Genomic DNA, 24847 nt, shown 5'->3' on the forward strand with positions numbered 1-24847 from the left:
TTGCCGCTGACCCGGTATTTATTCGCATGCCTATGGGAGCCACACTCCACCGCACTGCAATGCGGGAGGGGTGCCACGGCACCGGACGGCTATGGGACGGTCGACGAGGACAAAAACGACGGGTACGGAGCGCGGCAGCGCACAGGGCGTGGCGCCCTGCCCCTTCGCCGTCGATGACCGGACCATCGCCGGCCATGCCCAGGACATCCGGCTGCGGCTCTACCGGCCGCTGATCGGGCTCGCGGTCCCGGCGCTGCTCTACCTGCATGGCGGCGGCTTCACCTCCGGCTCGCTGGAGGAGGCGGATGAGACGGCCTCGGCCATCGCCGCCGGAACCCCGGCGCTGGTGGTGTCGGTCGGCTACTCCCTGGCCCCCGCCCACCCCTTTCCCACCGCCGCACAGGATGCCTACCGCGCGGCGCTGTGGACCGCAGAGACGGCGCCGTCCCTGGGCGTTGCCCACGGCGGGCTTGGCGTCGTCGGCTATGATGCCGGCGGCCACGTCGCCGCCTCCCTGACCTTCCTCGCCCGCGACCTGGGCGGGGTGAGCCTTGCGGCGCAGGCGCTGCTCGGCCCGATGCTGGACCCCAGCCTGACGCGGGCCAGCCGCGGCGGCATCGGCGATGCCGGCGGGAAGGACGGCGGGAAGGCCCGGCTGCTCGACAGCACCATCGCCGACTGCGCCCGCTGCTACCGCGCCTATCTGCCCGAGGCGGCGCAGCGGCTGCACCCCTACGCCGCGCCGCTGGAATCGCGCCGGCTGGGCGGGCTGCCGCCGGCCCTGATCGTCACCGCCCAGAACGACATGCTGCGCACCGAGGCCGAGCAGTATGCCGCCGGCCTGATCGCCGCCGGCGTGCCGACCGAGGTCACCCGCTTTTCCGCCATCTCCCACGACGCCCTGCCCGGCCATCGGCCGGCTTTGCAGGCCGTCACCGACTTCCTGCGCCGCCGGCTGCCCGCCGCGCGCGCCTGACATTTTCCTCCTGTTCCGGAGACAGACCCCATGACCAAGTCACGCTCCAAGTTCGCCCTTCTCCTGATCGCCGGGGTCGCCGCGGCGGGGGCCGCCGGCATCGTCGTCAGCCAGGGCCATGCCGACGCCCCGCAGACCGCGGCAGCCGCCCCGCCCCCGCCGGAGGTGGACGTCGCCCCCGTCGTGGTGCGCAAGATCACCGACTGGCAGTCCTATTCCGGCCGCCTCGAAGCGGTGGAGCGGGTGGACGTGCGGCCCCAGGTGGCCGGCGCCATCACCGCCGTGCATTTCCGCAACGGCGCATTGGTCCGCCAGGGCGACGTGCTGTTCACCATCGATCCGCGCCCCTTCGCGGCGGAGGTCGCCCGGCAGGAGGCGCAGGTCGCCGCCGCCCAGGCCCGCGTCCGCTTCACCGCCTCCGACCTGGAGCGCGCTCAGCGTCTGGTCCGCGACGACACCATTTCCCGCCAGTCGCTGGAGAGCAAGGAGAACGAGGCCCGCTCCGCCGCCGCCAACCTGAAGGCGGCCCAGGCGGCGCTGGAGATCGCCCGCATCGACCTTGAGCACAGCCAGGTCCGCGCCCCGGTCTCCGGCCGCGTGTCGCGCGCCGAGGTGACGGTCGGCAACGTGGTGGCGGCCGGGGCCGCAGCGGCGCCGCTGACCACGCTGGTCTCGGTCTCGCCGATCTACGCCTCCTTCGACGTGGATGAGCAGACCTACCTCACCCACATCGCCGGGGTGAAGGACGCGTCCGGCGTGCCGGTGCAGCTGGGTCTCGCCAACGAAGACGGCTATTCCCGCGACGGCGCGGTGGAGCATGTCGACAACCGCATGGACGCGGCGTCCGGCACCATCCGCGTGCGCGCCCGCTTCGACAATGCCGACGGGCTGCTGGTCCCCGGCCTCTACGCCCGCATCAAGGTCGGCGGCAGCAAACCGCACGATGCGCTGATGGTGGACGACCGCTCCATCGGCACCGACCAGGACAAGAAGTTCGTCCTGGTGGTGGCGGAGGACGGCACCGTCGCCTACCGCGCCATCGTCACCGGTGCCCATCAGGCCGGCTTGCGGGTGGTGAAGAGCGGGCTTGAGCCCGGCGAGCGCATCGTCGTCAACGGCCTGCAGCATGCCCGCCCCGGCAGCCGCGTCAGCCCGCGCACGGTCGCGATGAACGGCACGCCGGAGCCCATCCGCACCGCATCCACGGCGCCGTAATCCACGCCCGCCGGGAGAGCCGTCATGAACATCTCGAAATTCTTCATCGACCGCCCGATCTTCGCGGGCGTCCTGTCCGTGGCGCTGTTCCTGGCGGGTGCGATCTCGCTGTTCCAGCTGCCGATCTCGGAATATCCGGAGGTGGTCCCGCCCTCCGTCGTCGTCCGGGCGCAATATCCGGGCGCCAACCCCAAGGTCATCGCCGAGACCGTCGCCGCGCCGCTTGAGGAGCAGATCAACGGCGTCGAGAACATGCTGTACATGCAGTCGCAGGCCAACAGCGACGGCAACATGGCGCTGACCGTCACCTTCCGGCTCGGCACCGACCCGGACAAGGCGCAGCAGCTGGTGCAGAACCGCGTTTCCCAAGCCCTGCCCCGCCTGCCGGAGGATGTGCAGCGGCTGGGCGTGACGACGGTGAAGAGTTCGCCGACGCTGACCATGGTCGTGCATCTGCTGTCGCCCAACGACCGCTACGACATGACCTACCTGCGCAACTACGCCATCCTGAACGTCAAGGACCGGATCAGCCGAATCCAGGGCGTCGGCGAGGTGCAGGTCTGGGGTGCCGGCGACTATTCCATGCGCGTCTGGCTCGACCCCAACAGGGTGGCGGAACGCGGCCTGACCGCGTCCGACGTGGTGGCGGCGATCCGCGAGCAGAATGTCCAGGTCGCGGCCGGCGTCATCGGCGCCTCGCCCAGCCTGCCGACAACGCCGCTGCAGCTGTCGATCAACGCGCAGGGCCGCTTGAAGACGGTGGACGAGTTCGCCGGCATCGTCCTGAAGATCGGCAAGGACGGCGGCGTCACCTACCTGCGCGACGTGGCGCGGGTGGAGCTGGCGGCGGCGCAGTACGGCCTGCGCTCTCTGCTGGACAACAAGCCGGCGGTGGCGCTGGCGATCAATCAGGCGCCGGGCGCCAACGCGCTGAACATCGCCGACAATGTCCGGGCGACGATGGCGGAGCTGAAGGCCGACATGCCCGACGGCGTCGATTTCAGCATCGTCTACGACCCCACCCAGTTCGTGCGGTCGAGCATCGAGGCGGTGATCCACACCCTGCTGGAGGCGGTCGCCCTGGTGGTTCTGGTGGTGATCGTCTTCCTGCAGACCTGGCGGGCCTCGATCATCCCGCTGCTGGCCGTGCCGGTGTCGATCGTCGGCACCTTCTCCCTCATGCTTCTGCTGGGCTATTCGATCAACGCGCTGTCTCTGTTCGGCATGGTGCTGGCCATCGGCATCGTGGTGGACGACGCCATCGTCGTGGTCGAGAATGTCGAACGCAACATCGAGTCCGGCCTGTCGGCCAAGGAAGCCACCTACAAGGCGATGCGGGAGGTCAGCGGGCCGATCATCGCCATCGCGCTGACCCTGGTCGCCGTCTTCGTGCCGCTGGCGGCCATGACCGGCCTGTCGGGCGAGTTCTACAAGCAGTTCGCGATGACCATCGCGATCTCCACCGTCATCTCCGCCTTCAACTCGCTGACCCTGTCGCCGGCCCTGTCGGCGGTGCTGCTGCGCGGCCATGACCAGCCGCAGGATTGGCTGACCCGTGCCATGAACCGGGTGTTCGGCGGCTTCTTCCGCCTGTTCAACCGGGTGTTCCACCGCGCCTCCACCGGCTATGGCCGCGGCGTCGGCGGGGTGGTGCGGCACAAGGGCATGATGATGCTGGTCTATGTGCTGCTGCTGGGCGCCACCGTCCTGCTCGGCCGCGCGGTGCCGATGGGCTTCGTCCCGGCCCAGGACAAGGAATACCTGATCAGCTTCGCCCAGCTTCCCAACGGCGCCTCGCTCGACCGCACCGAGGCGGTGATCCGCGAGATGACCGACATCGCCCTCAAGCAACCGGGCGTGCAGAGCGCCGTCGCCTTCCCCGGCCTGTCGGTCAACGGCTTCACCAACAGCTCCAGCGCCGGCATCGTCTTCGTCACGCTGAAGCCCTTCGCCGAGCGCGGCGACGCCAGCCTGTCGGCCGATGCCATCGCCGGCACCCTGCAGAAGCGCTATGCCGGCCTGAAGGAGGCCTTCGTCGCCATCTTCCCACCGCCGCCGGTGATGGGCCTCGGCACGCTCGGCGGTTTCAAGATGCAGTTGGAGGACCGCGGTGCGCTGGGCTACGAGGCGCTGAACGCGGCGGTCAACGCCTTCGTCACCAAGGCGATGCAGACGCCGGAGCTGGGGCCGACCTTCTCCAGCTACCAGATCAACGTGCCGCAGTTGGACGTCGATCTCGACCGGGTGAAGGCCAAGCAGCAGGGCGTGTCGGTCGGCGAGGTGTTCGACACCATGCAGATCTATCTGGGTTCGCTCTACGTCAACGACTTCAACAGCTTCGGCCGCGTCTACCAGGTGCGGGTGCAGGCGGACGCCCCGTTCCGGGCGGAATCCGGCGACATCGGCCTCCTGAAGACCCGCAACGACCGCGGCGACATGGTGCCCTTGTCCTCGCTGGTGCGGGTGGCGCCCAGCTACGGGCCGGAGATGGTGGTGCGCTACAACGGCTACACCGCCGCCGACATCAACGGCGGGCCGGCGCCCGGCTTCTCCTCCGGCCAGGCGCAGGCGGCGGCCGAGCGCATCGCGGCGGAGACCCTGCCGCGCGGCGTGCGGTTCGAGTGGACCGACCTGACCTATCAGCAGATCCTGGCCGGCAACTCCGCGCTGTGGGTGTTCCCGATCAGCATCCTTCTGGTCTTCCTGGTGCTGGCGGCGCAGTACGAGAGCCTGACCCTGCGCTGGCGATCCTGATGATCGTGCCGATGAGCCTGATGTCGGCGCTGGCCGGCGTGTGGATCACCGGCGGCGACAACAACATCTTCACCCAGATCGGCTTCATGGTCCTGGTCGGCCTGTCCGCCAAGAACGCCATCCTGATCGTCGAGTTCGCCCGCGAACTGGAGGAGCAGGGCCGCAGCACCGTCCAGGCCGCCATCGAGGCCAGCCGCCTGCGCCTGCGCCCGATCCTGATGACCTCCATCGCCTTCATCATGGGCGTGGTGCCGCTGGTGACCTCCACCGGCGCCGGGTCGGAGATGCGGCACGCCATGGGTGTGGCGGTGTTCGCCGGCATGATCGGCGTCACCCTGTTCGGTCTGGTGCTGACCCCGGTCTTCTACGTCCTGCTGCGCCGGCTGGCCGGCGCGAAGGCGGAGCGGTCGGCGGACATCCCCTCCACCCCGGCGGGCGCGGTGACGCACCACTGACCGCTCGCCGCCCTATTGTTCAACGTCTAAAGACTTCCTCCGCCACGGCATCCAGCAGGGCCTCGTCGCTCTGCTGGATGCCGTTCGTCAGGAAGATCAGCGCGGTGCGGCGGCCGGGGTAATAGCGGACATCGGCCTCGAACCCGTCATAGCGGCCGTCATGGCCGACGCTACGCCCCCAGCGGTCCTTCGACAGCGCGACGCCCAGCCCCTGCCCCTCCTCGTTCTCCGACGGGGTCATCATCCGCCGGACCGTCTCGGGCTTCAGCAGCCGGTTGTCGCGGAACAGGGCGAAGACGAAGCGTTCCAGATCGCCGGCGGTGGTGACCAGCGGCCCGTCGCCGGTGGTCGCCGCCCAGGACCGGCGGCTGACGTCCCCCTCCTCGGTATAGCCATGGGCAAGGCTGCGGTCGCGCGGATCGGCGCCCACGGTGGTCGAGCCCATCCCGGCCCGCTCGATCACCCGGCTCCGCAGCACCTGCGCGAAGGGAACGCCGTCGCGCAGAGCCGCGATGTGGCCGAGCAGGACATAGTTGCTGTTGGAATACTCGTAATGCCCGCCGACCGGCCCGGTCGCCTCCTCCCCCGCCGCATAGGCGAGCAGAGCGCCGCTGCGCGGCAGCCGTTCCGGCTTGGCCGCCTCGTCCTCTTCATAGGCATCGGTGATGTAATCGGGAATGCCCGAGCTGTGGTCGAGCAGATGGACCAGCCGCGCCCGGTTGGCATTGGCGACCTTGCCCAGTGGCAAGTCCGGCGCCAATTCCCGCACCGGCCGATCGAGCGAGAGCAGCCCCTCCTCCACCTGCTGCATCACGGCGGCGGCGGTCGCCATCTTGCCGACGGAGGCGACGTAGAAGCGCGTCTCCTCCGTCACCGGCCGCTCGCCCCGCCGGTCGGCGATGCCGGAGACGACGACCCGCCGGAGGTCCGGCCCCAGACACCAGCAGGATGCCGCCGTCGAGTTCCTCATCGACGATGAAGCGGTCGAGGAGGCGCTGCAGGCGGTCGGCGTGGGCGGGGGTGGCCGTGACGCTGAGCATAATTGCCACGGCCAAGGTCAAATGGGGCAAGCGTCCAAACCAAGGCGAGAAGCGGTCCGGTCTGCCCTGTCTGCGCGCATGCATGCGACTACCCTTTTGACTATGTGAACTCTAAATAATTTACACTAGACTCAGAGACTTGCCTAAGAGGGTAAGCAGCGCTTCTGTGAATCCCCAAGAACTCCTAGACGATCCATTAGCTTACGAAAATGACTCGAGGACATCGCGCTCCAAAACAGCCACCTCCTTTTTTATCAAGCTAAAGAACTGCGACCTGATAGAATTGTCATCCATTTTTCCTATTTCAAACTTTGTTTTTCCTGACAGCTGAGACAACACATCCACCATATCATTAATGCCAATTTCGTCGAAGTTCGGAATATACTTGCTCATCTTGCCGTTATATCGAAGCTCGTGATAAGTTTTAATAAACGTCTTTTGCCTTCCAAGCAATTCGCTTTTGCCCTTTTTTTCCATAAATCTTGCGACAAATCTGTCGAGTCTGGAGAGTTGGCTGGTATCATCCGACTGAAGGAAGAAATACATCCATCCATATTTTTCTCCTTGAAATCGGCAACCTGTTATCCTCAGATTTAACAACCAAATAAGCTTTTGATCATTCCTCTTTCCTCTGTATTTAGAAAACATTGATATTATGCTATTTATCATTTTCTTCAATGAAGAATCTCTTACCGAAATTCTGTTTTTCTTTAATCGAAACCCGAGATAGTCTACCCCATCAATAACATTCGCAATGCAGGATTTACTACCATCACCTAGTTCATGACATTGCAGATGGCGCTGATGCTTAAGCCGCCACTTAACCTCGTTGAACGCTTCTTGCGCATGTGTTGTTGACTTACATATTATTAAAATATCATCAACGTACCTATAATAGGTGTAGCTTTTTCTGAGACAATCATCAATCTCCAAAAGATATATATTCGCAAGGATATTAGAGATACTAAGTCCTTGCGGAACTCCCCCGACGGAAAACTTAATCGTAGGTGTTCTCAGCGCACTTTCAATGAGAGATATCGCCTCGACTTTCCTGACCCTCTTTTTTATCAACTTTATAAGAAGTTCAATATTGATCGATGGATAATAATCCCGAACATCAACCCTCAGGAAAGCAGCATCTACGTCATTTTTAGCAAGATTCTCCTGTATGCTTTTTACATATGCATGAGGCTTTTGAGTAATAGCTTCTGGGTATACTTCAGCAAGAAACTCACAAAGTGCTCTCAATGTGAGCCGATCACGGACAGTTGGAATCGAGAGCAGTCTGGGAGCTTTAAACGGACCCTTAGAAATCAGCTTTTCGCGGTAGCGTGTAAACTTATAAGTACCATCAGAAACTTTTCTTGCAATTAGTGATAGCTCGTCTAATTGGCGATCAGCAAATTGGCTGACATGTGTACCATCCCTTCCAATCGCACGTGTCTGCGAAACTTTTTCCTTAAACAGCGCACGGAGATTATCTTCACGAAATTTTTGGAGGAATATCTTATAAGGCTTTGCCATATTGTTCAGCCGACGAGAGAGAGGATAGAAATTGCCAGAGTTCCGATAGGAAGTGCATAACAAAAACCAAGAAAAGCTGCCCTTCTTAGAAAGTAGATGCATACTATTGATTTGCTTGGGATTATCTTATTCTCTGTCCCTGGAGAACATATAGGGTTATTCTGCACGTTGCAACGCTCAAATATTAGATCAAAGTAATCTCTGCTGGCGTGATTGGGGTAGCATTCCATTATCGCGCTATATTTTTCAGCCATTTGATGATGAGGCATCTCGTGCTCAATTAGATCTTGTAGTTTTAGATAGCATTCCCTATGCCGCGCCGCCTTTTCGCCAAACTTGAAACCGTAAACTATCAATGATATTGCAAACAACAGAATAGAACATGCGACATTTATTTTTGAAAACCCCGGAATGATTGATCCAATCTCCTGCGGATATATTGACGCAAGCAACATAACCGCAGAGAGTGTATTTATCATTAAATGAGCAGCAAGGTCATATGATAAATACCTCCTCTCGGAGATCATTCTTGTTTTTGATGTTATCCATATGCGATCATAGAGAGCCGTCATCTCACACCTTTTTAAGAAAAGTGCGGGCGCAAATTACTGAATAGCTATTTCCTAAAAAGGAAAGCGCATAGGCTAGAGTTTCCCCTGGTCACTAAGCAAGGCCCTCAAAAAAGAGAGCCAGCAGCATCGCTCTGATACTGCTCCGCCCGCACTCTCTTATCCTATCGTTAGAGGTATGATGGCGCAAGTGGTTCGCGAGCACGACAACAGATATTCCAATCGCCATGGGGATAGATACCCATCACCTCCGGCTTTCCTGTTCCCTCCATACGGTCCGTGTAATATGGCGTACACTGCGTAAGAGTACTCTGTTTTGTGTACACTTCCGATGAAAGCCAAGTCTAAAAGCTAAACGATGGATCGAAGCCGTTCAGTTATCTGAGACGTGGCCACCCTCAATGCGCCTCCTCCCAATTGTCCCCGATCCCCGCCTCCGCCACCAGCGGCACGCCGAGATGCGCGGCGCCCTCCATCACCCCGCGCACGATGCGCGCCGCGTCCTCGGCCTCCGCTTCCGGCACCTCGAACAGCAGTTCGTCGTGCACCTGCAGCAGCATCCGCGCGCTGCTCCCCGCTGCCGCCAAGGCTGCGGGCATGCGGTTCATGGCGCGCTTCATGATGTCGGCGGCGGTGCCCTGGATGGGGGCGTTGATGGCCTGGCGCTCGGCGAAGGCGCGGCGGGCGGCGTTCTTGTCCTGGATGCCGGGCATGTAGCAGCGGCGGCCGAACAGCGTCACCACATAGCCGTGCTGGCGGGCGAAGCTCTTGATCGACTCCATCCACACCTTCAGCTCGTGGAAGCGCTCCAGATAGGTCTTGATGAAGGCGTTGGCCTCGCCGGGCGCGATGCCCAGCTGGCGGCCCAGGCCGAAGCCGGAAATGCCGTAGATGATGCCGAAGTTGATCGCCTTGGCCTTGCGGCGGATGTCCGGCGTCATCTGATCCAGCGGGATGCCGAACACCTGGGCGGCGGTGGCGGCGTGAATGTCCAGCCCGTCGCGGAAGGCGTCCTTCAGCGCCTGGATGTTCGCCATCTCCGCCACCAGACGCAGCTCAATCTGCGAGTAGTCGACGCTCAGCAGCTTGTAACCGGGTGAGGCGACGAAGGCGCGGCGGATCTTCTTGCCCTCCTCCGTCCGGACCGGGATGTTCTGCAGGTTGGGATCGGTGGAGGACAGGCGGCCGGTGTTGGTCGCCGCCAGCGCGAAGGCGGTGTGGACCCGGCCGGTGACGGGGGAGATCTTCTCCTGCAGCGCGTCGGTGTAGGTGCTCTTCAGCTTGGCGAGCTGGCGCCAGTCCAGAACGCGCTGGGCGATGGTGTGGCCCTGCTCCGACAGCTCCTCCAGCACGCTGCTGTCGGTGGAATAGGCACCGGTCTTGCCCTTCTTGCCGGTGCCGAGCTTGAGATTGTCGAACAGGATCTCGCCCAGTTGCTTGGGCGAGCCGATGTTGAAGCTCTGGCCGGCAAGGGCGTGGACGTCCTTCTCGATCTCGGCGAGGCGGACGGACAGGCTCTGCGACAGGTCGGACAGCGCCTTCTTGTCGATGCGCACGCCGGCCCGTTCCATGTCCGCCACCACCGGGACCAGCGGGCGGTCCAGCGTCTCATAGACGGTGACCATGCGGTCGTCGACCAGCCGCGGCTTCAGCAGAGTCCACAGGCGCAGCGTGATGTCTGCGTCCTCCGCGGCATAGGCCAGCGCCTTGTCCAGCGGCACGCGGTCGAAGGTGATCTGGTTCTTGCCGGTGCCGCAGACCTCCTTGAAGGGGATCGGCGTGTAGGCGAGATGCATCTCCGCCAGCTCGTCCATGCCGTGGCCGTGGGCGCCGCCGTCCAGCACGTAGGAGATCAGCATGCTGTCGTCCACCGGCGACACCGCGATGCCGTTGCGGGCGAACAGCTGGTGGTCGAACTTGAAGTTGTGGCCGATCTTCAGGACCGACGGGTCTTCCAGCACGTCCTTCAGGATCGCCATCGCCTCGGCCGTCGGGATCTGCACCGGCGGCGGCGGGGCGTCGAAGTCCAGCTGCCCGGCGGCGGCGGCGGACGCGCCATGGGCCAGCGGGATGTAGCAGGCGATGCCGGGCTCGGTCGACAGCGACACGCCGACCAGCGTGGCGGTGGCCGGGGTCAGGCTGTCGGTCTCGGTATCCACCGCCAGCACGCCGGTCTCCCGCGCCCGCTCGACCCAGCGGCGCAGCGCGTCGGCATCCTGCACCAGCTCGTAGCGCACCTCCGGCACATTCAGCACCGTCTTGCGGGCCGGGTGGCCTTCGTCAGCCGGTGTATCGGTGGGCGCGGGGGACTTCGCGGCGGGCGTGGGCACCGAACCGGGGGACGGGAGCCCACCGCCGGCGCCGTCGGCGATGCGGCCGTCCTTCTGCATCTCCATCTCGACGCGCGAGACGATCGTGCGGAAACCCTGGGCCTTCAGGAAGTCGATCAGGCGCTGGTGATCGGGCTCGCGCACGCGCAGCTCGTCCAGGGGCTTGGGCGGCGGCACGTTCTCGTCCAGCAGGACCAGACGGCGGGAGATTCGGGCCTGCTCGGCGAACTCGATCAGCTTCTGGCGGCGGGCCGGCTGCTTGATCTTCTCCGCATTGGCCAGCAGCGCTTCCAGGTCGCCATATTCGGTGATCAGCTGGGCGGCGGTCTTCACGCCGATGCCGGGCACGCCGGGGACGTTGTCGACGCTGTCGCCGGCCAGCGCCTGGACGTCCACCACCTTCTCCGGTGGCACGCCGAACTTCTCGAACACCTCGTCGGGGCCGATGGCCTTGTTCTTCATCGGGTCGAACATGCCGACGCCGGGGCGGACCAGCTGCATCAGGTCCTTGTCCGACGACACGATGGTGACCGGGCGACCGGCCTCCTGCGCCAGACGGGCGTAGGTGGCGATCAGGTCGTCGGCCTCGAAGCCCTCCAGTTCCAGGCAGGGCAGGCAGAAGGCCTCCGTCGCCTCGCGGATCAGGGCGAACTGGGGCTTCAGCTCCTCCGGCGGTTCCGGGCGGTGAGCCTTGTAGTCGGGATAGAACTCGTTGCGGAAATTCAGACGCTTGCTGTCGAAGACGACCGCCACGGCTTCCGCCCTGGCGTCGGCCAGCAGCTTCAGCAGCATGTTGGAGAAGCCCAGCACCGCGTTCACCGGCGTGCCGTCCGGCCGCGTCAGCATCGGCAGCGCATGGAAGGCGCGGAAGATGAAGCCGGAGCCGTCGACCAGATACAGCCCGCTGCCGTCACCGTTGGAGGCGGCGGGGAGCCCGGCGGCGTCGTTCTGGGAGGCAGCGGTGGCGTCGGTCATGATGGTCTCTCGTCCCTTCCTTGCGGGCGCTACCATCGCCGAAGGAGGCCCGTGAGTCGAGTGCCGAGACCGGATATCCGGGAGCGGGGATCAGGCCCCGGGCATCAGGGCGTGCTGTCCTCGGCCACGCTGCTGACCACGGGGCCGACGAAGGCGTATCCGACGCCGTGCACCGCCTGGACCGGCAGGGCGCAGCCGCTGCGCTCCTCCACCTTGATGCGCAGGCGGCGGACCAGCGAATCGATGGAGCGGCTGTAGGGATCCCAGTCGCGCCCCGTCAGCGCCACGGAGATGTCCTGCCGGGTCACCGGCTCGCCGGGGGCGGTGACCAGCAGGGAGAGGAACTTGTACTCGGTCGCGGTCAGCGGCACCGCGGCGCCGGTCGGCGGCTGGATGCGCCATTCGATGTCGTCGAACACCCAGGCCTTGCGCGCGTCGGGCGCGGCGGCCGGTGCGGCGGACGGCGGCTCGGGTGCTGCCAGCGGGGCGGCTCCCTTCTGCATCCGGCGCATCAGAGCCTTGACCTGCGCCTCGACCTCGCGGAAATCGACCGGCTTGACCAGATAGACGTCGGCGCCCAGTTCCAGCCCGATGACCCGGTCGATCAGGCTGGACCGCGCCGTCAGCATGATGATGGCGGCATGGGACGAGGCGCGGATGCGCCGCGCGACCGAGAATCCATCCTCATCGGGCAGGTTGATGTCGAGAACGATGACGTCGGCCGGAGCGCTTTCGAGCAGCCGGTCCAGTTCCGCACCACGCGACGCCCCCCGCACCTCGAAACCGGAGCGGTCGAGATATTCGACGAGATCGTCACGAAGGTCGGCTTCGTCTTCGACCACAATGATCCGGGCCACGACGCCTATGCCCCCATTCACATTCGTATGAGGTTATATTAAACACCCAATCGGGTTACGCAAACCCAATCCGTTCGACCGGACCAAACCGGCATCGCGCAAGATCGGTTCCACAGCCTTACCTAAGGGATAGGTATTGGTCGCCCACGGTAGCGGAGTAGCGCTCGACCGCGGCCTTGTCGATGGCGTCGATCCGGCCCCTCCCCTTCAGCTCCGCAAGGCAGCGGTCGAAGTCGCCGCGCAGCGACTCGTCGCGGAATACCATGCTGTAGGGTGTCGGCGGAAAGATGGCGGTGAACTGCACCGGCTGGGCCGGGTCGAAGGGCAGACCGCCGCCGGCCTTCGCCTTGTCCTGAAGCTGGCGGTTGTATTCGGCGAAGATCAGGCCGTCGGCAAGAACCGCGTCGACCCGGCCGGCGAACAGCAGGTTGGAATGCACCATCTGGTCGGCGCGCTCGCGGAAGTCGCCGAAGCTCGGGATCGCAGCCCGCAGGCCGGGCAGGACATCGGGCGCGCCGGAGAAGGTGATCACCCGCTTGCCCGCGAGATCGGCCAGCGACTTCACGGTCAGGCCACTGCTCTTCAGAACCGACGCGCCGTTCTGGTACAGGATGTAGGGGGCGGAGCGCGCGCCCGGCATCTCCATGCCGGCCGGCACGGTGGTGACGGCGTCGACCTGGGCGCCGTCGCGGAAGTCGTTCCAATGGCGGCCGAACGGTACGACCTTGAAGCGCGCCTCATGCCCGCAGGCCGCCAGCGTCTCGGCGATGATGGAGGCCTCCCGCCCGGTGCCGTCGACGGTCATCATCGGCGGAAGTTCCGGCGCCAGCACCGTCACCGGACGGGCCGCGGCGGGTGACGCCGCCATATGAAGGGCTGCGGCGAGCGTGGCGGAAAAGATCCCTGCGGCACCGAATGCACGAACACCGAACGCCATCCTTCGCCCTCCACCATTGCGGTACAGGCCGCGACCGTCCTGCCGGGATGCGGCGGGCCGGGAAGCGGCGGGCCGGGAAGCGGCGGGCCGGGAAGCGGCGGGCGGGAAGGTAGCATGGGCAACTGTGCGGCCGTCCACCGAAAATCCCATTCCGGGCAACGGCTTCGCCCCACCCAACCACTATTCGGTCGATGTCCGTTACAGTTCGTTGCAATTGGACGACATTGGTCGCCCCCGGTTGCCGGTCGTTCCCATTTTCCTGGGCTTTCCGACAATGAAGCGAGCCATTGCCGAATGTTATTTCACGACTGGCTAAAACGATCGTGCTATGGATAGGCTCATCCGCCACACGCATCATGCCCGCCGGCCCTTTCGATGACTGTCGGCGCGTTGCACGCAGGGGTGGATTTACTGATGGGCGTGGGACTACCGCAGCCCCGGTCGACCGGACCGGGGCTGCCATGAAGACCGTCATGAACGAACGCGCCCCGGCCGGCCGGGTCAGGAGGATGTGGATGAGCGTCACGGGATGGGACGACACCGAATCCTATACGCTTCGCGGCTCCGGCCCCCGCGGCACGGATGAGGACGCCGCCCGCGTCGGCGGATCGTCGCTGCTGACCCGCGTCATCCTGATGATCGTCGGCTGCACCCTGCTGGTCGGAATGGTCGCGATGGGCGTTTCGTCCGTCCTGGTCGGCCGCCAGCAGCGCGAGGCGGTGACACACCGCGCCATGCTGGTCGGCACGCTCCAGGCCTCGGCCATGGGCCAGGCGGTGTGGGAGTTCGACACCCGCGCGGTGGAAGGGATGATCCGCGGCCTGATGGCCGAGGATGCCGCGGTGCGCAGCGTCAAGGTGTGGGCGGCATCGGGCGGCCGCGGCGGCCATGGCGAGCCGCTGGTGGCGCTGGAACGTCCCGCCGGGCGGGCAGAGCTGACGACCGTCGAACGGCAGATCGCAATCTCCGGCAGCGGCGGCGAGCGCACCATGGTCGGCCTGCTGCGCCTGACCTATTCGCTGGAAGAGGCGGAAAGCGCCACCATGACCGCGCTGGCCCCGATGGCCGGGCTGGTCTTCTTCTCGCTGCTGGCCGTCATCGGCATGATCAGCATCCTGCTGAACCGGCTGGTGCTGGCGCCGCTCGCCCGGCTGACCCGCTCGGCCGGCGCCATCGCGGCCGGCGACTACCGGGTCCGGCTGCGCAACCGCCGCGCCGACGAGATCGGTCAGCTGACCGTCGCCTTCAACCACATGGCGGAAACCGTCCACGACTATACCGAACGGCTGGAACAGCGCGTCGCCGAACGGACGGAGGAGCTGCGGCAGTCCAACGAACAGCTGGCCGTGGTGAACCGTCAGGTCATGGACAGCATCCAGTATGCCAGCCTGCTGCAGTCGGCCATCCTGCCGGACGAGCGCGAGATGGCGCGGCGGCTGGACGGTGTCTGCGTGCTGTGGCGCCCGCGCGACGTCGTGGGCGGCGATTTCCACATCTTCCGCGAGTTGGAGGACGGCCGCTTCCTGATCGGTGTCGCCGACTGTTCCGGCCACGGCGTGCCGGGCGCCTTCATGACGATGACGGTGTCGGCCATCCTCGACCATGTGCTCTCCGACACGCCCGACAGCGACCCCGCGGCGATCCTGGGCCGGCTGAACCGCATGGTGCGCTCGGCGCTGGCCCGCGGGCGGGACAACCCGCGCTTCGACAACGGGCTGGACATCGGGCTCTGCCTGGTGCGGCCGGACCGCGGTGACCTGCTGTTCGCCGGCGGCCGGATCGGGCTGCACATCGTCGATACCCAAGGGGTCGATACCCAAGGGGTCGATGACCAGGTCGGCGGCACCGCATCGGTCAGCGAGGTGAAGGGCGACGCCCAAAGCCTGGGCTACCGCCGGTCGGACATCGGTCACCGCTTCACCACCCACCGCGTGGAACTGGCGCGGGGCCGCAGCTTCTACCTGACCACCGACGGATTCCTCGACCAGGCCGGCGGTGCCCGCGGTTTCGGGTTCGGCAACCGGCGCTTCAACGCCATGCTGCTGGAACACGAAGGCATCCCCATGGCAGACCGCAAGGCCGCCTTCGCGCAGGCTCTGGCCGACCACCAGGGCGACCGCGCCCAGCGCGACGACATCACGCTGATCGGCTTCTCGCCGTCGCCGGAATTGGCCGCAGCGGCTTCCAGGGCCGCCGGCCCCTCCCCCCAGTTCATCCACCCGTAAGGCAGGTCGTCAAAGTACGATGAAAGGCAACGAACTCTTCAACCTGCAGGAGCTGCTGTCACGGCAGAAGCTGCTGATCTGCTTCAGCGGACCCTTCAGCCACAGCGTCATCGAAGAGCTGGGCAAGGCGGTCCGCAACCACCTTGAAAATGAGCAGATCGAGAAATCGGCGATCATGGACGTCTTCTCCGTCTATGTGGAGCAGGCACAGAATGTCCGCAACTATACCGCGTCCCGCGAAGCGCTGGGCCGGCCGATCCCCGCCAACAGCGGCATCGTCGTGATCGGCAAGGAGGACGAACATTACGTCGTCAGCTCCGGCAATCTGGTCGAGGCGGACGACGTTCCCGACCTGTCGGCGATGCTGGAGAAGATGCGCGGCCTGGACAAGGCGGGGCTGAAGGCCGCCTACAAGGAACAGTCGCGCAAGCCGCGCGAAGCGGGCGCCAGCGGCGCCGGCCTGGGCCTGATCGACATGGCGCGCAAGGCCACCAGGCCGCTGGAATATTCGCTGCGCGCGGTCGACGAGCGCTATTTCTTCTTCAGCCTTGAAGTCCAGCTATAAGAAATCACGGAACACGCATAATGGACAGTCTGCGGATCGAGGCAACCTCCTGCTCGCCCCTGATCGATTTCGATCCGGCGGCCGGGCTCCTGCGCATCGAGGGGGAGTCCTACCCGGAAAACTCCTTCGATTTCTATGCGCCGGTGTTCAGCTGGCTGGAGGAGTATTTGAAGGAACCGGCGCCGGCAGTGGTGCTGGACATCGGGCTGAGCTATCTCAACACCAGCAGCATCAAATGCATGATCGACGTGCTGGAGATGCTGGACCTTGCCCATCAGAAGGGCCGGACCGTATCGGTGCGCTGGCATTACGACAGCGACAACGACCGCGCTCTCGACATGGCGGAGGAGTTCGCGGAAGACGTCTCCCTGCCCTTCGAGATCCTCGCCCATTGATGACACGTCCATCAGCCGAAATGAACTGAGCACCCGAGATGACGATGCGGTCGCAGGAACAGGAGCTTCGTCAGTGGATCGAGCGGCTGGCCCAGGATCCGGCCAATGCCGACAATCCCCTGCTGGCGGAATTCCAGAAGCTGGCGGAACGGCATGGCAAGCTGTTGCACCAGTTCCGCAAGATCGCCAAGATCAGCGACCGGCTGCAGACCGAAACCAAGGAGATGGCGCTCCAGCAGCGCCAGTTCGTTCTGATGGTCAGCCACGAGTTCCGCACGCCGCTGGCCATCATCGACAGCGCCTCGCAATTGCTGGAACTGGAACCGAAGCTGCCGGTCTCGGCAATGCCGCGGGTGGGAAAGATCCGCAACGCGGTGCAGCGGATGCTTCACCTGATCGAGCGCTGCCTGACCGATGAACGGCTGGGAACCGCCGCCGCCCGGCCGATGGCCTTCGACCTCGCCGCCATGCTGACGGGGCTGGTGAGGGACATGGGGGCGTCGGCGGCCGGCCACAGGTTCGAACTGCAGGGCGTCGATCGCCCGGTGCCGATTCCCGGCGACCGCGACCTTTTGACCGTTGTGTTTTCCAACCTGCTGGAAAACGCTGTGAAGTACTCGCCGAAGGGAGGGACGATCCGCCTCGACCTCTCCACCGGCGAGGGGCAGGTGACGGTGCGGGTGGCGGACGAGGGAATCGGCGTCAATGCGGCCGACGCGGCGCGGCTGTTCGACAAGTATTTCCGGGCGTCCAACGCCGCCGGCACCACCGGCGCCGGGCTGGGGCTCCATCTCGCCCGCTGCATCGTGGAGACCCACGGCGGCGGGATCGCGGTGGCGAGCCAGCTGGGTCAAGGTGCCGCCTTCACGGTCCGCCTGCCGCTCGCCCGCACCGCTCCCACTCAGGCGGCTTCGGCTGCGGTTGCGACGGAGCCGCCCGTGGCGGAGCCGCACATGACGGAGCCGGCGTCATGAGCGGCGGCGCGAAGTCCGGTGACGCGAGGGTAACGGGCCTGCCCAGGCGCTGGGCACTGCGGCGGGGAACGGTGGGGATGATGCTGCAGGAACAGAAGCTCCAGGACTGGCTCGCCCGCCTCGCCGAGAACGAGGATTATGCCGCCCACCCGCTGATGACCGAATTTCGCGCCCTGGCGGACGAACACCTGAAGCTGATGCGCCAGCTGACGAAAATCGCCAAGATCAGCGACCGCATGCAGACCGACACGCGGCAGATGGCCCAGGCGCTGCACGCAGCCGCCCAGACCGATCCGCTGACCGAGTTGCCCAACCGCCGCCATATGGTCGACCGCCTGGAAGCCGAGCTGTGCCGCGTCGGCCGGATTGGCGGCGGTAGCGGCAGCGGTAGCAATAGCGGCGGCTTCGCCCTGATCATGCTGGACATCGACCATTTCAAGGAGGTCAACGACGCCTTCGGCCATGCCGCGGGCGATCACGTGCTGGTGGAGGCCGCAGGTCTGTTGCGCCGGAACCTGCGCGGGCATGATCTGTGCGCCCGCTGGGGCGGCGAGGAATTCCTGATCCTTCTGCCGGACACCGATCAGGTGCAGGCGGAAGCAGTGGCGGAAAAGCTGCGCGGGCTGATCGCCCACCAACCCATCGCACATCAGGGGCACAGCATCGCCGTCACGCTCAGCCTGGGCGTGGCCGCCTATCGGCCGGGGCGGACCGCCGACGACTGCATCCAGGCCGCCGACGATGCGCTCTACATCGCCAAGCGCGCCGGACGAAACAGGTGGGCCACGGCGGCATAAGCTACCGTGATGCCGGCCTTTCTCGATCCGCCCTTTCTCACTCCGCATCCACCTGCGGCTCGGCGGCTACCGGCGCCGTAACGCCGATTTGCAGGTCCTCCAGTTCCGCCAGGGCGCCGGCCATCCCGGTGGCGACCAGGTTGGCATCGGTCTCGGCGCTGGCGCGTTCCGGGACTTCGGCTTCGGGGTGAGCACTCCACAGGCAGAGCAGGATCGGCACGCGGGGGCCGAAATGCAGGCGCAGCCGGCGCAGCAGCCGGCGCGAATGACCGAGCGACGAGGGGTTGAGGGAGGACAGAACCACCGCGTCGATGCCCGCGGTGCCGAGGCTGGCGATGGCGCGGGCGGATACCTTCTCGCACGGGATCACATCGGTGCGGATGCCGCGGCCGGTCAGCAGATAGGCGAGCAGCCCGGCCGCCGCCTCGTCCAGGTTGTTGCGGGCGCCGATGCAGAGCACCCGTGGCGCATCCTCCGGCAGAGTGCCGGTTTCGGACAGTTCGTCCAGCAGGCTCGCCATCCCGTCCGCCACCGCCTGACGGCCCTCCAGGTTCAGGGTCCCGCGCTGGCGGTCCTGCTCGGCCAGCGACAAGGCGGGCAGCAGCAAGCCGTCCGCCATTTCCACCGGGGTTCCCTTGCCGAGCCGTTCCTCCGCGATCTCGGTCGCCTCGACGGGATCGCGGGCCAGCAGGCGCTGGTAAACCTTCGCCTCGTCGGGCAGGACGGGGCGGTCGCCCAGCATCACCTCCAGGAAATGCAGCTGCGGCACGTGGCGGCCCAGCACCACGAGGCAGACGGTCAGCGGCGTCGCCAACAGAAGGCCGACCGGACCCCACAAGGTCGTCCACACCACCGCCGCGACGATGATGGCGAGGGAGGACAGGCCGGTCGCCGTCCCGTAGAGCCAGGGCTCCACCACATTGTTGGAAAACAGCTCCACCGCCACGAACAGTGCGATGCACAGCAGCGGCAGGGTCCAACCGGTGTCGACCGCGAAGGACAGCAGGATGGGAAAGGCCGAGGCGATCACCGGCCCCAGGAAGGGGATGAAGCGCAGCACCGTCGCCAGCAGCCCCCAAAGCAGAGGATTCGGCACGCCGAGCAGCCACAGGCCGATGCCGATCGGAATGCCGTAGGTGACATTGACCACCACCTGCATCAGCAGATAGCGGCTGACCCGCTCGCCCGCATCGTTCATCGCCTCCGTGGTGCGGCTGAGGTCGCCGGACCCGACCAGCCGGATCAGGCGGTCGCGCAAATCCTCGCGCTGCAACAGCATGAAAATGGTGAAGACCAGAACCAGGCCGGCCATGGCAATCGGCGTCATCGCCGGGCCGAGGACCCGTTGGACGAGGTCGAAGACGCCGGCATCGGATTGGTCGAGGCGAACCGGCACCGGCTCCCGGCGCGGCGGGCTGGTGGTCGTGCCGGAGGTCGTGCCGGATGGTGGCGCGGCCGGAGCGGCACCGGCCGCGGGTGGCGCCGGCTGCTCGCCGGCAGTCGCCTTTTCCAACTCCTGCTGAAGGTCGCGGAAGGCGTCGGTCGCCTGCTTCAGCGCGCCGCGGTCCCCGGACGACGAGGTGGCGGTGCGCAGGGTCTGGATCTTGGTGTGGATGTTGCGCTGGTAGGTCGGCAGATTCTCCGCCAGATCGCCGAGTTGGCTACCCACCACCGCGCCGAAGCCGATGATGGCCATGAACAGCAGGACCACCACCGCCAGCACCGACGGCACCCGTCCCAGATGCCAGCGCTCCAGCCGGCTGACGATGGGCGTCAGCACGAAGCCGAGCAGCACCGCCAGCGCGATCGGTATCAGGATGTCCGCCGCCAGATAGAGCGTCACCACGATCAGCGTGATGATCAGCAGGATCGTCTGGGTAGAGGCGGGAGGAGCGGCCTTGGTCACCGCGATGGGGCGTGCCTGCAGCCGGCGGGCGGTGTCCTCGGCCATGATCGTCGGGCTTTCCGGAAGGGAGAATGCCCCACAGGAACACCGGCCATACCGACGCGTTCCCTCGCCCGCCCAATGGCGGAGGCGGAGAGGAAAGCGCCGTCAGGAACCCGCCGTCAGGGAAGCGGCTGCTGCTGGGTGATGCAGTGGATGCCGCCGCCGCCGCGCACGATGTCCATGGCGGCGATCTGCACCACCTCGCGGTCGGGGAAGGCCTTGCGGACGACGCGGTAGGCCTCGTCGTCGGCCGGATCCTCGAAGGCGGGCATGACGATGCCGCCGTTGGCGATGTAGAGGTTGGTGTAGGACAGGGTCAGACGCACGCCATTCATGTCGCGGCGTGCGGGCTGCTGGATCGGGATGACCTCCAGTTCGCGGCCCTTGGCATCGCGGGCGCGCTTCAGCCGGTCGAGGTTGTCCTGGAAGATCTTGAAATTGGGGTCGCCGGGATCGTCGGTGGTGATCGCCATCACCACGCCGGGACGCACGAACAGCGCGATCTCGTCGATATGGCCGTCGGTCTCGTCGTCCTGATAGCCCTCGCCCAGCCAGATGACCGTCTCGATGCCGAGATGGTCCTTCAGGTTCCGCTCGATCTCCTCCTTCGACAGGCCGGGATTGCGGTTGGGGTTCAGAAGGCATTGTTCGGTGGTGATCAGCGTCCCCTCCCCGTCCACATGGAACGAGCCGCCCTCCATCACCAGCGGGGCGGGAAAGCAGGGGAGCTTGAGGTGGTCGAGGATCAGGCGGCCGACCTGCCGGTCCTTGTCGCAGCCGTCGTAATTGCCGCCCCAGGCGTTGAAGCCCCAATGGACGCCGGCCAACCCGCCCTTGCCGTCGACGACGAAGCTGGGACCGGTATCGCGAATCCAGGAATCGCTGATCGGCAGCGGCAGGATCTGGACGCCGGGACCGCAGGCGAGCGAGGCTTCGGCCACATCCGCCGGGTCGCAGACCATCGTCACCGGCTCGAACCGGGAAATGGCCTGCGCGACCTCGGCGTAGGCGTCGCATGCCGCGTCGAATGCGCCCTCCGGCCAGGTTTCCGGCCGGCACGGCCACGCCATCCAGCAACCGCTGTGGCGAGCCCATTCGCCGGGCATGTGGAAGCCTTGACCCGTCGGCGCCGGGGCGTTCGGTGTCGTCATGCGTCGATCCCTCTACGCTTTTAAAAGTCCCAGCCTGCCCTTCGCAGCCGCAACACCAATAGGATGGTCGGCGAACCACGTGGGACCGGGACGTTTTTCATCCCAATCCACCCTAACCACGGGAGCGCGCGTTTGGCAATCGCATCCACCGCAGCTGGCACTTGGCCTTATGGCAGAGGAACTTCTCAAAGGACGCGATCGAGGTGTCGCGTCGGCATGCCGGGAGAGGGAGCCGGCAAGGGCGCGGTCAGCGGCCGGACGGCGGGCGCAGGGCGCGACGGGCGGTAACCGTACGGGTGGTCGAATAAGCAGTGGAAACAGGATTGAAGAATCCGAGCCTCAACAAAGGGAACCACAGGAGCGCGCGCATGGCACAGCCTCTTTCGCTGTTGACGATGGCATCAACATAGCAAAAGAAACGGGCAATTGCCATCCGTAGCGGCACGGGTCTGCCGCGCGCGGATGGGAGAGCTTGCGGACCCATGGCTCAACGACTCAGCAAATTTTCCGGGTCCAGCCATTCGTGAGCGGAGCTCGGAAGCCCTGCTTAGGGTTCGGACCGCCAAAGAGACCGTTCTGGGATGGAACCATTGTGTTTCCCCCACCTGAAAAGGGGCTTGCGACGAGCAACCGTCAGTTCCGGGCGACGGTGGAGCAGTTTGGGCAGATCGAGCCACACCTTCCGCACGGCATCCGTGGCAAACCCTGCGTCAATGCGGAGAGACCTTTCCAAGGATTCGGAAGCGGTGCCCCACACGAAAGCCAATGCTCGTCCACCGCAGCGGCGATTGCGCACCACCCTCAAGTCATACAAAACAAAAACACACATCAGTATGGATACATACATTGCATAGATGAAATCCATACGACTGCTAATATCAATTGACGTAGTGATTTTTATCAATTTATCTTTAAAAAAAGAAAAGCAGCTATAGGACACCTTCCGAAACGGAAGATCATCCGATTCCAGAAGGTCGATTACCTATTGTCGTCGCTATTCCCCGATATGGATCGCAAGGGATAATATTGCCATGATTGAAAATACCAACCGCCCCCAGCGCAATGGTTCTCGGCCCAACATCCTTCTGATCTCCGTCGATCAATACCGCTATCCACGCTTCTCCTATGGCCCCAAAGGCGGACTGGCGGAACCGTTGAAGCGGATCCTGGGATTCCGGGGCGAGGCGGATGTGAGCGGGAACGAATACGCTCCCTATTTCCCCGGCCTGACCCGGCTGCGCAGGAATGCGGTGGCGCTGCACAACCACACCATCGCGTCCAGCGCCTGCACCCCCAGCCGTGCGGTGATGTTCACCGGCCAGTACGGCAACCGCACCGGCGTGACCCAGACCGACGGCATGTTCAAGGACGGCAACGCGGCCCAATTCCCGTGGTTGGAGGCCGACGGCCATCCCACCATGGGCCATTGGATGCAGGCCATCGGCTATTCCTCCCATTATTTCGGCAAATGGCATGTCAGCGACCCGGCCGGCCATTCGCTCCAGCGTTACGGCTTCTCCGATTGGGAGCTGTCCTATCCGGAGCCCCATGGGGCGGCCATCAACAACCTGGGCATCTACCGCGACGCCGGTTTCGCCGACAACGCCTGCCTGTTCCTGCGCCGCCGCGGACTGGCGCTGCCCTACAATTACGGGGTTTCCGCCGACGAGGCGCGGCCCGGCCCCAACACCCCCGCCACCGACGCCGCCCAGCGCCCGTGGTTTGCGGTGGTGTCCTTCACCAATCCGCACGACATCGCCACATATCCCACGGTGGTTTCCCAGGCCCTGCCGCCGACCGATGGAAGCGCGGCAAAGACCCAACCGGTGTTCGGCCCGCTCGACGTGCCTCTCCAGGGTCAGTCGTCGCTCCCGCCGACCGAGGGCACCATGTCGATGCCGCTCAACCCGCAGGGCTTCCCGCAGGATTGCGCTGGCAAGATCCCCACCTGGAACGAGGATCTGTCGACCAAGCCGTCCTGCCAGTTCGACGCCGCCTACAAGATCGGACTGGCCCTGTCCGCCAAGGCGAGCCACGGCGCCGTCAGCGCCGCCGGCAACGTGGCCGGGACCGCCGACTGGCAAGCCGCGGTGGCCTTGGCCCTGAAATTCACCATCCCGTTCCAGCTTTCCGAGGATCCTGAGGGGTACAGCATCCAGCTCCTGCAATTCTACGCCTGGCTGCATTCCCAGGTCGATCCCCAGATCAACCGCGTGCTCCAGGCCCTGGAGGATTCAGGGCAGGCCGAAAACACCATCGTCATCTTCGTGGCCGACCACGGCGAGTTGGGAGCGGCCCACAACATGATGCTGGAGAAGTGGCACGTCGCCTATGAGGAGGCCGTGCATGTGCCGATGGTGGTCCGGTTCCCGACCTCGATGGGCGGCGACGGGAACACGCTGAGGCATGTGGATACCGTGACCAGCCATGCCGACCTCGTGCCCACCGTGCTGGGCCTGACCGGCGTCGGCCAGGAGGCCCTGGACGAGGCGGCGGCCAAGCTGGCCGAACGCCACACCATGGCACCGTTTCCCGGCGTCGATCTGACCCCGGTGCTGAAGAGCCCCGACACGCCGGTGACCTACCCCGATGGCCAGCCGCGCGAAGGCGTGCTGTTCATGACCGACGACGAGGTGACCCAGCCCGCCGAGGGAGGCCGGCTCACCCAGCCGGACTATTACGGCGCGTACGAGGTATACTGCCAGACCGTCGAGGCCGTACGCACCGGCGGATTCAGCGTCAAGAGCGTGCCTGAACTGTCCCCCGGCCCGGTGCGCCAGCCCAACCACATCCGGTGCGTGCGCACCGATAACGCCAAGCTGGCCCGCTATTTCGACCCGGCGAACCCGCTCCTGCTGGAATGGGAGATGTACGATCTGACCCGGGATCCAAACGAAGAGACCAATCTCGTGCAGGTGAAGGGACAGGCCCCCACGGCGCGCACGGACCTGGAGAATCTGCCCGGCTGGTACGACGTCGCGACGGTCCAGGCCGAAGCCGACCGCCTCGCCGCCTTGCTGGCGGATGTGGAGAAGCGTGCGGGGCTGGACGTGCAGCCTTCCGTTCCGGTGGAAGAGACGGTGCCGGCATAAGGTGAAGGCGGGGGCCTTGGAAACGAGGGTCCCCGCCCCATACCGTACTAAAAAACAAAAGGCTGGAA

General features: G+C 65.1%; 16 protein-coding genes and 1 pseudogene. 9 read left to right on the top strand and 8 right to left on the bottom strand.

What is annotated here, in order from left to right:
- Positions 1–91: 91 nt before the first annotated feature.
- The 3 genes and pseudogenes from F1643_RS14925 (at position 92) to F1643_RS14935 (ending at position 5400) form a co-directional block, all read left to right on the top strand.
- Positions 92–976: an alpha/beta hydrolase gene (locus tag F1643_RS14925; protein WP_194913977.1), complete on the top strand. Its 885-nt coding sequence runs from the start codon at positions 92–94 to the stop codon at positions 974–976.
- 30 nt (positions 977–1006) lie between these two features.
- On the top strand, positions 1007–2191 hold the full coding sequence (locus F1643_RS14930) for an efflux RND transporter periplasmic adaptor subunit (RefSeq protein WP_194913978.1): 1185 nt from the start codon (positions 1007–1009) through the stop codon (positions 2189–2191).
- 24 nt (positions 2192–2215) lie between these two features.
- A pseudogene (locus F1643_RS14935) lies at positions 2216–5400 on the top strand (efflux RND transporter permease subunit).
- A 19-nt stretch (positions 5401–5419) separates the two neighbouring features.
- On the opposite strand, the gene F1643_RS14940 reads toward F1643_RS14935, so the two are convergent.
- The 6 genes from F1643_RS14940 to F1643_RS14965 form a co-directional block, all read right to left on the bottom strand.
- Positions 5420–6370: a serine hydrolase gene (locus tag F1643_RS14940; protein WP_194913979.1), complete on the bottom strand. Its 951-nt coding sequence runs from the start codon at positions 6368–6370 to the stop codon at positions 5420–5422.
- Positions 6371–6641: 271 nt separating this feature from the next.
- A complete protein-coding gene (locus tag F1643_RS14945; protein WP_194913980.1) occupies positions 6642–7964 on the bottom strand; it encodes a reverse transcriptase domain-containing protein in 1323 nt (440 codons plus the stop codon).
- A 5-nt stretch (positions 7965–7969) separates the two neighbouring features.
- Positions 7970–8536 (bottom strand): SLATT domain-containing protein, encoded by a 567-nt coding sequence (locus tag F1643_RS14950; protein WP_194913981.1) that lies wholly within the window; start codon positions 8534–8536, stop codon positions 7970–7972.
- Positions 8537–8931: 395 nt separating this feature from the next.
- Positions 8932–11838, bottom strand: coding sequence for a DNA polymerase I (gene polA / locus F1643_RS14955; protein WP_194913983.1), 2907 nt, complete (start codon positions 11836–11838; stop codon positions 8932–8934).
- A 104-nt stretch (positions 11839–11942) separates the two neighbouring features.
- A complete protein-coding gene (locus tag F1643_RS14960; RefSeq protein WP_194913985.1) occupies positions 11943–12695 on the bottom strand; it encodes a response regulator transcription factor in 753 nt (250 codons plus the stop codon).
- A gap of 118 nt (positions 12696–12813) precedes the next feature.
- Positions 12814–13632, bottom strand: coding sequence for an ABC transporter substrate-binding protein (locus F1643_RS14965; RefSeq protein ID WP_255542832.1), 819 nt, complete (start codon positions 13630–13632; stop codon positions 12814–12816).
- A 461-nt stretch (positions 13633–14093) separates the two neighbouring features.
- On the opposite strand from F1643_RS14965, the gene F1643_RS14970 reads away from it, so the two are divergent.
- The 5 genes from F1643_RS14970 to F1643_RS14990 are packed head-to-tail and all read left to right on the top strand — an operon-like array spanning position 14094 to position 18588.
- A complete protein-coding gene (locus F1643_RS14970) occupies positions 14094–15857 on the top strand; it encodes a SpoIIE family protein phosphatase (RefSeq protein WP_255542833.1) in 1764 nt (587 codons plus the stop codon).
- Positions 15858–15876: 19 nt separating this feature from the next.
- Entirely contained in the window at positions 15877–16422 is a 546-nt protein-coding gene (locus F1643_RS14975; protein ID WP_194913986.1) for a SiaB family protein kinase, read from the top strand.
- Positions 16423–16442: 20 nt separating this feature from the next.
- Complete coding sequence (siaC, locus tag F1643_RS14980; RefSeq protein WP_194913987.1) at positions 16443–16817, top strand: biofilm regulation phosphoprotein SiaC; 375 nt, start codon at positions 16443–16445, stop codon at positions 16815–16817.
- A 38-nt stretch (positions 16818–16855) separates the two neighbouring features.
- Positions 16856–17791 (top strand): sensor histidine kinase KdpD, encoded by a 936-nt coding sequence (locus F1643_RS14985; protein WP_194913988.1) that lies wholly within the window; start codon positions 16856–16858, stop codon positions 17789–17791.
- Positions 17788–18588 (top strand): GGDEF domain-containing protein, encoded by an 801-nt coding sequence (locus tag F1643_RS14990; RefSeq protein WP_194913989.1) that lies wholly within the window; start codon positions 17788–17790, stop codon positions 18586–18588. The genes F1643_RS14985 and F1643_RS14990 overlap by 4 nt, the downstream gene beginning before the upstream one ends.
- A gap of 37 nt (positions 18589–18625) precedes the next feature.
- Here F1643_RS14990 and F1643_RS14995 read toward each other — a convergent pair whose 3' ends face one another.
- Together F1643_RS14995 and F1643_RS15000 are read right to left on the bottom strand one after the other, a co-directional pair.
- Positions 18626–20539 carry an AI-2E family transporter gene (locus F1643_RS14995; RefSeq protein ID WP_194913990.1) on the bottom strand — a complete coding sequence of 638 codons (1914 nt, stop codon included), beginning with the start codon at positions 20537–20539 and terminating at the stop codon, positions 18626–18628.
- Positions 20540–20655: 116 nt separating this feature from the next.
- Positions 20656–21687 carry an agmatine/peptidylarginine deiminase gene (locus F1643_RS15000; protein WP_194913991.1) on the bottom strand — a complete coding sequence of 344 codons (1032 nt, stop codon included), beginning with the start codon at positions 21685–21687 and terminating at the stop codon, positions 20656–20658.
- 1031 nt (positions 21688–22718) lie between these two features.
- On the opposite strand from F1643_RS15000, the gene F1643_RS15005 reads away from it, so the two are divergent.
- Positions 22719–24779 carry a sulfatase-like hydrolase/transferase gene (locus F1643_RS15005; protein WP_194913992.1) on the top strand — a complete coding sequence of 687 codons (2061 nt, stop codon included), beginning with the start codon at positions 22719–22721 and terminating at the stop codon, positions 24777–24779.
- The last annotated feature ends 68 nt before the right edge of the window (positions 24780–24847 follow it).

Origin of the sequence: Azospirillum sp. INR13, assembly GCF_015390205.1 — a bacterium.
In the GTDB taxonomy this organism is placed as follows: Bacteria; Pseudomonadota; Alphaproteobacteria; order Azospirillales; family Azospirillaceae; genus Azospirillum.